Origin of the sequence: Streptomyces sp. NPDC050504, assembly GCF_044458065.1 — a bacterium.
In the GTDB taxonomy this organism is placed as follows: Bacteria; Actinomycetota; Actinomycetes; order Streptomycetales; family Streptomycetaceae; genus Streptomyces.
The window spans coordinates 272,997-285,652 of record NZ_JBITHO010000003.1; the positions used below are offsets into that span (position 1 = coordinate 272,997).

Genomic DNA, 12,656 nt, shown 5'->3' on the forward strand with positions numbered 1-12,656 from the left:
GGCAGTAGGCAGTCTGCAGAGACGAGGAATCAACCCGTGAGCGACGTCCGTAACGTGATCATCATCGGCTCCGGGCCGGCCGGGTACACCGCAGCGCTGTACACCGCGCGCGCGGCGCTCAAGCCGCTGGTCTTCGAGGGTGCCGTCACCGCAGGCGGTGCGCTGATGAACACCACCGATGTGGAGAACTTCCCCGGCTTCCGCGACGGCATCATGGGTCCCGACCTCATGGACAACATGCGCGCGCAGGCCGAGCGTTTCGGTGCCGAGCTGATCCCCGACGACATCGTCTCCGTCGACCTGACCGGGGACATCAAGACCGTCACGGACACCGCGGGCACGGTCCACCGCGCCAAGGCCGTGATCATCACGACCGGCTCGTCCTACCGCAAGCTCGGCCTGCCGAACGAGGACGCGCTGTCCGGCCGCGGCGTCTCCTGGTGCGCCACCTGCGACGGGTTCTTCTTCAAGGACCACGACATCGTCGTGGTCGGTGGCGGTGACACCGCGATGGAGGAGGCCACCTTCCTCTCGCGGTTCGCCAAGTCCGTGACCATCGTCCACCGCCGCGACAGCCTGCGCGCCTCCAAGACGATGCAGGAGCGTGCCTTCGCCGACCCGAAGATCAAGTTCGCCTGGGACAGCGAGGTCGCCGAGATCCAGGGCGACCAGAAGCTCTCGGGTCTGGTGCTGCGCAACACCAAGACCGGCGAGACCTCCCCGCTCCCGGTGACCGGCCTCTTCATCGCCGTGGGCCACGACCCGCGCACCGAGCTCTTCAAGGGCCAGATCGACCTGGACGACGAGGGCTACGTGAAGGTCGAGGCCCCCACGACCCGAACGAACCTCACCGGTGTGTTCGCCGCCGGTGACGTCGTGGACCACACCTACCGACAGGCCATCACCGCTGCCGGTACCGGCTGCTCCGCCGCCCTCGACGCCGAGCGCTTCCTCGCCGCGCTGACGGACGACGAGAAGGCCGCCACGTCCGTCTGAGCCACACACCCCCTCCCCACACCCCCGTAAAGCAAGGAGGTTGCCATGGCTGGCACCCTGAAGAACGTTACTGACGCAGACTTCGAGGAGACCGTCCTCAAGAGCGACAAGCCGGTCCTGGTGGACTTCTGGGCCGCCTGGTGCGGTCCGTGCCGCCAGATCGCCCCCTCCCTGGAGGCGATCGCGGCCGAGCACGGCGACAAGATCGAGATCGTCAAGCTCAACATCGACGAGAACCCGGCCACCGCCGCGAAGTACGGCGTCATGTCCATCCCGACGCTGAACGTCTACCAGAACGGCGACGTCGCCAAGACGATCGTGGGCGCGAAGCCGAAGGCCGCGATCGTGCGCGACCTTGAGGACTTCATCGGCGACGAGGTCGTCAAGGGCTGACGCCACGCTGTTTCACGTGAAACATGTGGGCCCGACTCCTGAGGGAGTCGGGCCCACCGCGTTGTCCACCGCGCTCTACAGCGGTCGCAGCGCGGGTTCCTTCTGTACCGCCCCCAGCAGTCTGTCGAGCGCCATCTCCACGTCTTCCTTCCAGGAGAGCGTGGTGCGCAGCTCCAGTCTCAGCCGGGGATGACGCGGATGCGGCCGTACGGTCTTGAAGCCGACCGCCAGCAGATGGTCGGCGGGCAGCACACAGGCGGGCTCGTTCCAGCGGGTGTCGCCGAACGCCTCGATCGCCTTGAAGCCCCGCCGCAGCAGATCCTTGGCGACCGTCTGCACGATCACTCGTCCCAGACCCTGCCCCTGATAGCCGGGGGCGATCCACGCCGTCATCAGCTGCACGGCGTCCGACGAGACCGGACTGGTGGAGAAGGCCGTGGAGCGCGGTACGTACGCCGGGGGCGCGTAGAGCACGAAGCCCACCGGCACCTCATCGACGTAGACGACCCGGCCGCAGGATCCCCAGTCCAGGAGAACGGCGGAGATCCACGCCTCCTTCTCCAGGTCGGACGTGCCGGCCGTTACCGCGGCCTCTCCGCTGACCGGGTCGAGTTCCCAGAAGACACACGAACGGCAGCGTTTGGGAAGGTCCGGAAGGTTGTCCAGCGTGAGCGGTACGAGCCGACGCCCCATGAAGGGTGTTCCTCACTTCCCTCGCCTGCCGCACCGAGCGCGGCCGACAGCGCGCTCCGCTCCCTGAGCAGGCTGCCGATGAACCCGCCCACGGCTCCAAGCCCCAGGCCCGCTGTCAGCAGTTGGTTGCGGCTCACCGATCGCATGGTCTCTGCCCTCCCATTGAGCCCTCCGAGTGAGATGGACCAGGGTGGAAGCGCCGTACCAGAACGCATCGTATCCACCGGGCGATCGGACGGATACCGAGAGACGGGAAAGGGCGGGCCATGTTCCGGTCAGTACCGGAACATGGCCCGCCCTCGTGGACCGGGGACGGCTCAGTCCTCGCCGTCCTCCGTCTCCTCGTCCTTGAGGACCTTCTCCATCAGCTTGCCCTCGCCGGGAGCGAGGCTGCTGAGGATGCGGTCCAGGTCCTCCACCGAGGCGAACTCGACGACGATCTTGCCCTTCTTCTGCCCCAGGTCGACCTTCACCCGGGTTTCGAAGCGGTCGGAGAGCCGAGCGGCCAGATCACTGAGCGCGGGCGAGACCAGGGCACCGGCACGCGGGCCCTTCGACTTGGTCGAGCTCTTGGGGCGGGTGCCCATCAGGGTCACGATCTCTTCGACCGCCCGCACCGAGAGCCCCTCGGCCACGATGCGGTAGGCGAGCCGGTCCTGCTCCTCGGAGTCGTCGATCGAGAGCAGCGCCCTGGCGTGCCCCGCCGACAGCACCCCGGCGGCCACCCTGTTCTGTACCGCGGGAGAGAGCCGCAGCAGGCGCAGCGTGTTGGAGACCTGCGGACGCGAGCGCCCGATCCGGTCCGCCAGCTGGTCGTGCGTGCAGTTGAAGTCCTTGAGCAGCTGGTCGTAGGCGGCCGCCTCTTCCAGCGGGTTCAGCTGGGCCCGGTGCAGGTTCTCCAGGAGCGCGTCCAGCAGCAGCTTCTCGTCGTCGGTGTCCCGCACGATGGCGGGGATGCGCTCAAGGCCGGCCTCGCGGCAGGCCCTCCAGCGCCGCTCGCCCATGATGAGCTCATAGCGCTCGGACGCCACCTGACGTACGACGACGGGCTGGAGGAGCCCGACCTCCTTGATGGAGGTGATCAGTTCGTCGAGGGCGTCCTCGTCGAACACCTCTCGGGGCTGACGCGGGTTGGGCGTGATGGAGTCCAGCGGCAACTCGGCGAAGTACGCGCCCGCCACCAGGGCGGGCTCGTCCTCCGGCTCGGGCGCGACCGGCTCCGGCTCCACCGGAGGCGAGGGCAGCGTGGTCAGCTTCGCCGCCGCCACTCCACGGTCCGTCGTGAGCACCGGTACGGCACCCGACGACATCGCACCCGAACCGATCGACGGGCCGGCCTTCTCCTGGGGGGCGGCGGGGATCAGCGCACCGAGCCCACGCCCCAGTCCCCTACGACGCTCACTCACTGAATCCCCTCCGACATGATCTGCTGGTTGTCCTGTGCGCCCGCATGGGCCTGCGCCGGGTCGTAGTGGATCCCGACCCCCCGCAGCGCGATCTCACGCGCGGCTTCGAGATAGGAGAGCGCGCCGCTGGAACCCGGGTCGTAGGTCAGCACCGTCTGTCCGTAGCTCGGTGCCTCCGAGATGCGCACCGACCGCGGAATGTTGGTCCGCAGCACTTCCTTGCCGAAGTGGCTCCGCACTTCGTCCGCGACCTGCGAGGCGAGTCGCGTCCTGCCGTCGTACATGGTGAGCAGGATCGTCGAGACGTGGAGCGTCGGGTTCAGATGGCCGCGCACCAGATCGACGTTGCGCAGCAGCTGACCGAGCCCTTCCAGCGCGTAGTACTCGCACTGGATGGGGATCAGCACCTCGGCCCCGGCCACCAGTGCGTTGACGGTCAGCAGACCGAGCGACGGCGGGCAGTCGATCAGGATGTAGTCCAGCGGCTGCTCGTACGCCTGGATGGCGCGCTGCAGTCGGCTCTCCCGTGCCACCAGCGACACCAGCTCGATCTCCGCACCGGCGAGATCGATGGTGGCGGGGGCACAGAAGAGGCCTTCGACGTCGGAGACCGGCTGCACCACCTCGGAGAGCGGACGGCTCTCCACCAGGACGTCGTAGATGGAAGGGACCTCGGCGTGGTGGTCGATCCCCAGTGCTGTGGAGGCGTTGCCCTGCGGGTCGAGGTCGATCACCAGGACCCGTGCGCCGTGGAGAGCGAGCGAGGCGGCCAGGTTGACCGTCGTCGTGGTCTTCCCTACGCCGCCCTTCTGGTTGGCGACGACCATGATCCTGGTCTGGGCCGGTCGGGGCAGACCCTCACCGGCGCGGCCGAGTGCCTCGACCGCCAGCTGGGCCGCACGGCCGATGGGGGTGTCGTCCATCGACGGCGATGTTTCACGTGAAACATCCGCTGCCGCCGACTCGGTACGGGGACCGGGGACCGGATCGGTCATCGGTCCCGCGATGTTGGCGTCGGACCGCAAGGATTCACTCTCCTCGACTTCAGGCTCGGAATGCTCAGAGCCTGCCATGCTTTCGGGGTCGTGAACCAGCGAGGCCCGCTCTTCTGTGGATGAATCCACGTCTGTGGACAACTCCGTAGCCCTTGTGGACCTCAGTCCGCGGGGCAAGGCAGCCGCACGACCGCGACTGATGATCCCATGCAGCAGAGAGCGATGTTTCACGTGAAACACGATGCCCGCGCATGCACGGCAGGAGCGCTACGACACTCCGAAGGAAGCGTCAGCGGCGACGCCGGGTGCGCCCGCTCCTCGCTGCCTTGGCGCGCTTCGCGGCGAACCTGACACCGCCGGGGCTCTCCCCGACCTCGACCCGCACCACGGTGGTGAGCGGATCGACGACGCCCTCACCCACGTGCAGCACCTCGGAGGACACCGCACCGAGCTTGATCAGAGCGGCACGCGCGCTCTTGATCTCCTCCTCGGCGGTGTCGCCCTTGAGCGCCAGCATCTCTCCGTAGGGCCGCAGCAGCGGAACGCCCCAGCCCGCGAGGCGGTCCAGCGGCGCCACCGCGCGCGCCGTCACGACGTGGACGGGCTGGAAGGTGCTGAGCACTTCCTCGGCACGGCCCCGCAGCACAGTCACGTGGTCGAGGCCGAGCAGCTCGACGACCTCCTGGAGGAAGTTCGTGCGCCGCAGCAGGGGCTCAAGGAGCGTGATCTTGAGGTCGCGGCGCACCAGCGCCAGCGGGATGCCGGGCAGACCGGCGCCCGAACCGACATCGCACACGGTGACGCCCTCGGGCACCACCTCCGAGAGCACCGCGCAGTTCAGCAGGTGCCGCTCCCACAGCCTGGGGACCTCACGCGGGCCGATCAGCCCTCGCTTGACTCCCGCGTCCGCGAGCAGCTCCGCGTACCGGACGGCATCGGGGAAGTACTCGCCGAATACCGCCCGCGCCTCTTCCGGCGCCTGCGGGAGCTCCGCTGCTTCCGTCACCGGGAACCGTCCTTCCGTACCGCGCTACCAAAACTGTGGTTGCTGACTATCAGGCTGACAAAGATCGGCCCCGCCTGCGAACAGACGGGGCCGAGTGGCAATGGTCCGGTCAGGCCGGGAGCACGACGACGAAGCGCTGCGGCTCCTCGCCCTCGGACTCGCTGCGGAGACCCGCCGCCGCGACCGCGTCGTGGACGACCTTGCGCTCGAAGGGCGTCATCGGGTCCAGCTTCACCGGCTCACCGGAGTTCTTCACCTCGTCCGCGGCCTTGGCGCCGAGCTCCGCGAGCTCGGTGCGCTTCTTGGCCCGGAAGCCCGCGATGTCCAGCATCAGCCGACTGCGGTCACCGGTCTCGCGGTGCACGGCGAGCCGGGTGAGCTCCTGGAGCGCCTCCAGCACCTCACCGTCGCGGCCCACCAGCTTCTGGAGGTCGCGGCCGCCCGAGTCGCTGATGATCGAGACGGCGGCACGGTCCGCCTCGACGTCCATGTCGATGTCGCCGTCGAGGTCGGCGATGTCGAGCAGACCCTCCAGGTAATCGGCCGCGATCTCCCCTTCCTGCTCAAGGCGGGTCAGGGTGTCGGCGCCCTCGGGCGCGGAGGGGGTGGTGCCTTCCGTCACGGGATGGACTCCTTCTTACTTCTTGGTCGGGTGCTTGGGCCGCTGCGGACCCTTGCGCTGCCCGGACTTGGCCTGACGTGCGGAACCGGAGGCGGACTTGCCACCCGACGCGGGCTCGGCGTCCTGCGCCTCGGCCGACTTCTCCAGCGAGGTCTTGGCGGTCACGGCCTTGGCCGGACCCGGCGTACTGGCGGTCTGGCGCTTCGCCTTGGTCTGGCGCTTGGGCTGCTGACGCTTGGCGGCGGTGCCGTCCGCCTCGGCCGCGGGAACGTCGCTCTTCACCACGGAGCCGTCGGCCTCGGCGGCCAGACCGGCCTTCGCCAGGCCCGTGATGAACTTCCGCTCGATCTCGTTGCGGTTGGAGCCCTTCTCCACGAGCCGCTTCACCGCACCGCGCCGGGTGCGTCCGCGGACCTCGCCGTGCGTCGTGACGCTCTTCAGCAGGCGGGTCAGGTACTGCTCCTGCGCCTTGCTGCCCGGGGTCGGGTTCTGGTTGATCACGTACATCTGCTGGCCCAGGGTCCACACGTTGGTGGTCAGCCAGTAGACGAGGACGCCGACGGGGAAGTTGATGCCCATGACGGCGAAGATGACCGGGAAGATGTACATCAGCATCTTCTGCTGCTGCATGTACGGCGTCTTGACCGTGAGGTCGACGTTCTTGGTCATCAGCTGGCGCTGCGTGAAGAACTGCGACGCCGACATCATCACGATCATGATCGCGGTGACGATGCGGACGGAGTTCAGCGAGGCGTCGAGCGCGGCGACCTTGTCCGGGCTGTCCATGAACTTCGCCGCGATCGGGGCGCCGAAGATGTGGGCCTGCCGGGCACTGTCGACCAGCGCCTGGTTCATCGCGCCGATCTCCTTGCCCGACGCGATGTTGGACAGCACGTGGTACAGGGCGAAGAAGAACGGCGACTGCGCCAGGATGGGAAGGCACGAGGAGAGCGGGTTGGTGCCCGTCTCCTTGTACAGCTTCATCATCTCTTCGGACTGACGCTGCTTGTCGTTCTTGTAGCGCTCCTGGATCGCCTTCATCTTCGGCTGGAGCACCTGCATGTTCCGGGTCGACTTGATCTGCTTCACGAAGAGCGGGATCAGGCAGACGCGGATCACGATCACCAGGGACACGATGGACAGGCCCCAGGCCCAGCCCGTGTCAGGACCGAAGATCGCTCCGTACAGCTTGTGGAACTGGACGATGACCCAGGAAACAGGCCAGGTGATGAAGCTGAACAGACTGGCAATCGTGTCCACTAATCAGGCTCCTTGAGCATTGGGCGAGGTCTCTGCGGCCGGGCTCGGGGGTCCGGATGCGGCCCCTGGGGGCTGCACGCCGGCGGCGGACTGCCCGCCCTTGTCACCGCGCACCGCATTGCGCAGCGATTCGTGCCAGCGCGGCCGCTTGCGGGGCGGAACGTGATCCACACCGCCGGGCGACCACGGATTGCACCGCAGAATGCGCCAGGCGGTCAGGGCCGTCCCCTTCAGCGCGCCATGCCGGTCGATGGACGTGTATCCATAGTGGGAGCACGACGGGTAGTACCGGCAGACGGGCCCCAGGAGAGGGCTGATCGTCCACTGGTACAGCTTGATGAGAGCCAGCAGTGGGTACTTCACCGCGCACCCCTTCCCAGTAGCCGCTCAAGGGCGGCATCCAGGTCTTGGGTCAGCTGTGCTTGGTCGGCATCGCCCGCACCGGGCAGTGCCCGTACGACCACCAGGCTACCGGGGGGCAGCTGCGTGACACGTTCGCGCATCAGGTGACGCAGTCTTCGCTTCACCTGGTTACGGATTACGGCGCCGCCCACTGCCTTGCTCACGACGAAACCCGCACGTGTCGGGGGAGTCTGCTCCCCCGACACGTGCGGGTCCGTTGAACCACTGCGCAGATGGACGACCAGAAGCGGGCGGCCAGCCCGGCGTCCTCGTCGTACCGCGGTCGCGAAGTCCTCGCGCCGCCTCAGCCGATTCTCGGAAGGCAGCACGTCATGACCTGTACGAGATCAGGCGGACAGGCGGGCGCGACCCTTGGAACGGCGGTTCGCCAGGATGGCGCGGCCGGCACGGGTCCGCATGCGCAGGCGGAAGCCGTGGGTCTTCGCGCGACGACGGTTGTTCGGCTGGAAGGTGCGCTTGCTCACTCGGGGGCTCCAGAAGTAAATCGTTGATGGCGGGTGCATCGCCTGGCTGTCACCGTGCGCCCACGAGTAGCTCGCGTATACGCCCGAGTGCACCGCTTCGTGATCACTGATCGTGATCGTTGCCCATCGGAGGCAGGCGGCAGCAGCCATCGACAACTCGACCTGGTTACGGTACGCGCGGCTACGCCATCCGGTCAAACCGGGGGCGCTCGGGGGCCCACTGTGCACAGCCTGTGGACAAAAACTTGAAGCACGCAAGGCGCCACGACTACCGTGTCTGAACTCGGATTCTCTTCCCTTGTGTCCTTGCCTGTCCGTCCCGTCCCGTCCCAAGAACCACACCTTCGTGGGACTCGTGAGAGAGCGTGCCCTGTGGCTGACGTACCTGCCGATCTTGCCGCAGTGTGGCCGCAAGTGCTGGAACAGCTCCTCGGAGACGGCCAGCAGGGCATCGAAGCGAAGGACAAGCAGTGGATCGAGCGGTGCCAGCCGCTCGCCCTGGTCGCCGACACGGCGCTGCTCGCCGTCCCCAACGAATGGGGCAAGCGCGTCCTGGAGGGCAGGCTCGCGCCGCTCATCAGCGAGACGCTGAGCCGCGAGTGCGGCCGTCCGATCCGGATCGCGATCACCGTCGACGACTCGGTCGGCGAGTCCCCCGCGCCGTCGGGCCCGGCCGGTCCGTCCGCGGCCCCGCCGCAGCACTCCCAGCCCCAGCACCCGCAGCAGCCCCGCTACCAGGGCCCGCAGCACGACGAGCGCCCCCAGCAGGGCGAGGGCTACGACGGCTACGGGCACCGGCCCGCCGACGACGGGCTGCCGACCGCCCGCCCCGCCTACCCGGACTACCAGCAGCAGCGCCCGGAGCCCGGCGCCTGGCCGCGCACGTCCGAGGACATCTCCTCCTGGCAGCAGCCCCGGCTCGGCGGCTTCCAGGAGCGCGAGGCGCCGGCGGACCAGTGGCGCGAGCCCTACGGCCAGGCCCACCCCCAGCAGCCGCAGCACGACTACCGGCCGCAGCCGCCCGAGCGGCAGCAGCCCCAGCAGTCCTATGAGTCCCACCGCCCCGAGCGCCCGGAGCGCCGCGACCTTCCCGAGCCCCAGCAGCCGCACCGCGGCGGTCCCGGCAGCGGCCACGGCAGCGGTACGGGGCCGCTCGGCGCCCAGCCCTCGCAGCCGCCCGGCCCCGGTGAGCCGCACGCCAGGCTGAACCCGAAGTACCTCTTCGACACGTTCGTCATCGGTTCGTCGAACCGGTTCGCGCACGCGGCCGCCGTGGCCGTGGCGGAGGCGCCCGCGAAGGCGTACAACCCGCTCTTCATCTACGGCGAGTCGGGGCTCGGCAAGACGCACCTGCTCCACGCGATCGGCCACTACGCGCGCAGCCTCTACCCGGGCACCCGGGTCCGCTACGTGAGCTCCGAGGAATTCACCAACGAGTTCATCAACTCCATCCGCGACGGCAAGGGCGACACGTTCCGCAAGCGCTACCGCGACGTGGACATCCTGCTGGTCGACGACATCCAGTTCCTCGCGAGCAAGGAGTCGACGCAGGAGGAGTTCTTCCACACCTTCAACACGCTGCACAACGCCAACAAGCAGATCGTGCTGTCCTCGGACCGCCCGCCCAAGCAGCTGATGACGCTGGAGGACCGGCTCCGCAACCGCTTCGAGTGGGGCCTGACCACCGACGTGCAGCCGCCCGAGCTGGAGACGCGCATCGCGATCCTCCGCAAGAAGGCGGTGCAGGAGCAGCTGAACGCCCCGCCGGAGGTGCTGGAGTTCATCGCGTCCCGCATCTCGCGCAACATCCGCGAGCTGGAGGGCGCGCTGATCCGCGTCACGGCGTTCGCCTCGCTCAACCGCCAGCCGGTCGACCTGGGGCTCACGGAGATCGTCCTCAAGGACCTGATCCCCGGCGGCGAGGACTCGGCCCCCGAGATCACGGCGAGCGCCATCATGGCGTCGACCGCGGACTACTTCGGGCTGACGGTCGAGGACCTGTGCGGATCGTCGCGCAGCCGGGTGCTGGTGACGGCCCGGCAGATCGCCATGTACCTCTGCCGCGAGCTCACCGACCTCTCGCTGCCGAAGATCGGCGCGCAGTTCGGCGGCCGCGACCACACGACGGTGATGCACGCGGACCGCAAGATCCGCGCGCTGATGGCCGAGCGGCGCTCCATCTACAACCAGGTCACGGAGCTGACCAACCGCATCAAGAACGGCTGAGACCGCTTCGTACGGCCCTCTGGAAGGCGCTCGGGGACAACGCTCCCCGGGCGCCTTTTCGCGTTCCCGAGCCCGTCGAGACCCTGTCACGGACCCGTCGAGACCCCGTCGAGGACCCGCCGAGGACCCCGTCCGGGGCCTGCCGGCGGCACGCCCGCGCTTCGTCAGGACGGCTCCTGCGCGCGTCCACAGGCGCTCCGAAACCGCCCCAGGACCACCCCGGAACCGCTCTTCAAACCTCTCCGACGGGCGTCCGGCAGCCGTCCGCGGGGCGTCCCGCACATGACGGCTGTTCGAATACCGGCTGGTCAGCGGCAGTTCTCCACAGATCTGTGCGGAATCCTCCGTCCACAGGCTGGGGACTGCGAAGTTGTCCAGACGGCATCCACAGGGGCGACTGCTGAAAGTTCATCACACCAGGTCAGGTGGTTGTGGATTTGTGGTCAACCGCGTTCCACAGACTGTGGATAAAAACTTCATCCACAGGTGTGGATCGAGGTTGTCCACGGGCGGTCCACAGGCTGGGGGAGGTTGCCCACAGCTTCCCCACACCCCTGTCCACTGTTCGGCAACCCGACACCCGGCCTCACCGGCCCGAGTGAAAGGCGTCACACCAATGAGGTCGGTTGGGCTGTGGGGAACGTGGGTAAAGCTGGGGACAGCGCTGGGGAGAAGTAGGGGCTACCTGTGCATCGGGTGTGCAGAACTTTCCCGCGTCCACAGAAGACCGGGGTTATCCACCGGCTCCACCCACAGGCGCGGTGGACAAAAAACAGGCGCTGACCTGCGTAGACGGGGTTATCCACGGTTTCCACAGGCCCTACTACTACTCCCACTTAGAGTTAGCTCGGATTTCGTTTGGAAGACGGGGCTGTGCACAACTCGGCGCCGGACCTCCCGACGCCACTTGTCGCGACTTGACCCCGAGCCGCAGCGACTGTCAGTGCCGTACGTCAGACTGGTCTCCGGCGTCACAGCCGACGACGAAGGCCAGCAGGGCGAGCGAGCAACAGCAGGAGGCGGTTCCGGTGAAGATCCGGGTGGAGCGCGATGTACTCGCGGAGGCAGTGGCCTGGGTGGCCCGAAGCCTCCCGGCCCGTCCGCCGGCGCCCGTGCTCGCGGGCCTTCTCCTGAAGGCGGAGGACGGCGCCCTCAGCTTCTCCAGCTTCGACTACGAGGTCTCCGCGAAGGTCTCGGTGGACGCCGAGATCGACGAGGACGGCACGGTCCTGGTCTCCGGCCGCCTGCTCGCCGACATCTGCCGCGCCCTCCCCAACCGCCCGGTGGAGATCTCCACAGACGGTGTACGGGCGACGGTCGTCTGCGGCTCCTCGCGATTCACACTCCACACCCTTCCTGTGGAGGAGTACCCGGCGCTGCCCGAGATGCCGACCGCCACGGGCACCGTCCCCGGCGAGGTCTTCGCGTCCGCGGCCGCCCAGGTCGCCATCGCCGCCGGCCGCGACGACACGCTGCCCGTCCTCACCGGTGTGCGCATCGAGATCGAGGGCGAGACGGTCACCCTGGCCTCCACCGACCGCTACCGCTTCGCGGTCCGCGAGTTCCTGTGGAAGCCGGAGAACCCGGACGCCTCCGCGGTCGCCCTGGTGCCCGCCAAGACGCTCCTGGACACCGCCAAGGCCCTGACCAGCGGTGACACGGTCACGCTCGCGCTGTCGGGCTCCGGCGCCGGTGAGGGCCTGATCGGCTTCGAGGGCGCGGGCCGCCGCACCACGACCCGGCTGCTCGAAGGCGACCTGCCGAAGTACCGCACGCTGTTCCCCACCGAGTTCAACTCGGTCGCGGTCATCGAGACCGCCCCGTTCGTCGAGGCCGTCAAGCGCGTCTCGCTCGTCGCCGAGCGCAACACCCCGGTGCGCCTCAGCTTCGAGCAGGGCGTGCTGATCCTGGAGGCCGGCTCCAGCGACGACGCACAGGCTGTGGAAAGGGTCGACGCCCAGCTCGACGGCGACGACATCTCCATCGCCTTCAACCCGACCTTCCTGCTCGACGGCCTGAGCGCCATCGACTCCCCGGTCGCGCAGCTGTCCTTCACGACGTCCACCAAGCCCGCGCTGCTCAGCGGCCGTGCTGCGATGGACGCCGAGGCGGACGACGCGTACAAGTACCTGATCATGCCGGTGCGTCTGAGCGGCTGACCCCGCAGGTGAG

General features: G+C 68.3%; 13 protein-coding genes. 4 read left to right on the forward strand and 9 right to left on the reverse strand.

Translation table 11 applies throughout. The features are described from left to right. Positions 1-36: 36 nt before the first annotated feature. Complete coding sequence (gene trxB, locus ACIBNE_RS12540; RefSeq protein WP_399271499.1) at positions 37-996, forward strand: thioredoxin-disulfide reductase; 960 nt, start codon at positions 37-39, stop codon at positions 994-996. 45 nt (positions 997-1,041) lie between these two features. Next, positions 1,042-1,389 carry a thioredoxin gene (trxA, locus tag ACIBNE_RS12545; RefSeq protein ID WP_399271500.1) on the forward strand — a complete coding sequence of 116 codons (348 nt, stop codon included), beginning with the start codon at positions 1,042-1,044 and terminating at the stop codon, positions 1,387-1,389. 75 nt (positions 1,390-1,464) lie between these two features. Here the strand turns inward: trxA and ACIBNE_RS12550 are convergent, their stop codons facing one another. The 9 genes from ACIBNE_RS12550 to rpmH all read right to left on the reverse strand — a co-directional run bounded on the left by ACIBNE_RS12550 (position 1,465) and on the right by rpmH (position 8,258). Then, positions 1,465-2,082, reverse strand: a complete 618-nt coding sequence (locus ACIBNE_RS12550) for a GNAT family N-acetyltransferase (protein WP_399271501.1) — start codon at positions 2,080-2,082, stop codon at positions 1,465-1,467. A 317-nt stretch (positions 2,083-2,399) separates the two neighbouring features. Then, positions 2,400-3,488 (reverse strand): ParB/RepB/Spo0J family partition protein, encoded by a 1,089-nt coding sequence (locus ACIBNE_RS12555; protein WP_399271502.1) that lies wholly within the window; start codon positions 3,486-3,488, stop codon positions 2,400-2,402. Then, on the reverse strand, positions 3,485-4,561 hold the full coding sequence (locus tag ACIBNE_RS12560) for a ParA family protein (protein WP_399271503.1): 1,077 nt from the start codon (positions 4,559-4,561) through the stop codon (positions 3,485-3,487). The genes ACIBNE_RS12555 and ACIBNE_RS12560 overlap by 4 nt, the downstream gene beginning before the upstream one ends. 211 nt (positions 4,562-4,772) lie before the next feature. Beyond that, positions 4,773-5,489 (reverse strand): 16S rRNA (guanine(527)-N(7))-methyltransferase RsmG, encoded by a 717-nt coding sequence (gene rsmG / locus ACIBNE_RS12565; RefSeq protein ID WP_399271504.1) that lies wholly within the window; start codon positions 5,487-5,489, stop codon positions 4,773-4,775. 109 nt (positions 5,490-5,598) lie between these two features. Continuing rightward, positions 5,599-6,111, reverse strand: a complete 513-nt coding sequence (locus ACIBNE_RS12570) for a protein jag (RefSeq protein WP_399271505.1) — start codon at positions 6,109-6,111, stop codon at positions 5,599-5,601. 15 nt (positions 6,112-6,126) lie between these two features. After that, a complete protein-coding gene (gene yidC, locus ACIBNE_RS12575; RefSeq protein ID WP_399271506.1) occupies positions 6,127-7,371 on the reverse strand; it encodes a membrane protein insertase YidC in 1,245 nt (414 codons plus the stop codon). Between the two features lie 3 nt (positions 7,372-7,374). Next, entirely contained in the window at positions 7,375-7,734 is a 360-nt protein-coding gene (gene yidD / locus ACIBNE_RS12580) for a membrane protein insertion efficiency factor YidD (protein ID WP_399271507.1), read from the reverse strand. Then, positions 7,731-8,102, reverse strand: a complete 372-nt coding sequence (gene rnpA / locus ACIBNE_RS12585) for a ribonuclease P protein component (RefSeq protein WP_399271508.1) — start codon at positions 8,100-8,102, stop codon at positions 7,731-7,733. Before rnpA ends, yidD begins: the two co-directional genes overlap by 4 nt. Before the next feature lie 18 nt (positions 8,103-8,120). Further along, positions 8,121-8,258, reverse strand: coding sequence for a 50S ribosomal protein L34 (gene rpmH / locus ACIBNE_RS12590; RefSeq protein ID WP_182853871.1), 138 nt, complete (start codon positions 8,256-8,258; stop codon positions 8,121-8,123). Between the two features lie 372 nt (positions 8,259-8,630). Between rpmH and dnaA the strand changes: the two genes are divergently transcribed. Then, positions 8,631-10,484, forward strand: a complete 1,854-nt coding sequence (dnaA, locus tag ACIBNE_RS12595; RefSeq protein ID WP_399271509.1) for a chromosomal replication initiator protein DnaA — start codon at positions 8,631-8,633, stop codon at positions 10,482-10,484. 1,028 nt (positions 10,485-11,512) lie between these two features. Beyond that, positions 11,513-12,643, forward strand: coding sequence for a DNA polymerase III subunit beta (dnaN, locus tag ACIBNE_RS12600; RefSeq protein WP_399271510.1), 1,131 nt, complete (start codon positions 11,513-11,515; stop codon positions 12,641-12,643). The last annotated feature ends 13 nt before the right edge of the window (positions 12,644-12,656 follow it).

Excerpts from the sequence above, each read along its gene's own strand:
- trxA (WP_399271500.1), top strand. The coding sequence starts at position 1,042 with ATGGCTGGCACCCTGAAGAACGTTACTGACGCAGACTTCGAGGAGACC.
- ACIBNE_RS12550 (WP_399271501.1), bottom strand. The coding sequence starts at position 2,082 with ATGGGGCGTCGGCTCGTACCGCTCACGCTGGACAACCTTCCGGACCTT.
- ACIBNE_RS12560 (WP_399271503.1), bottom strand. The coding sequence starts at position 4,561 with ATGGCAGGCTCTGAGCATTCCGAGCCTGAAGTCGAGGAGAGTGAATCC.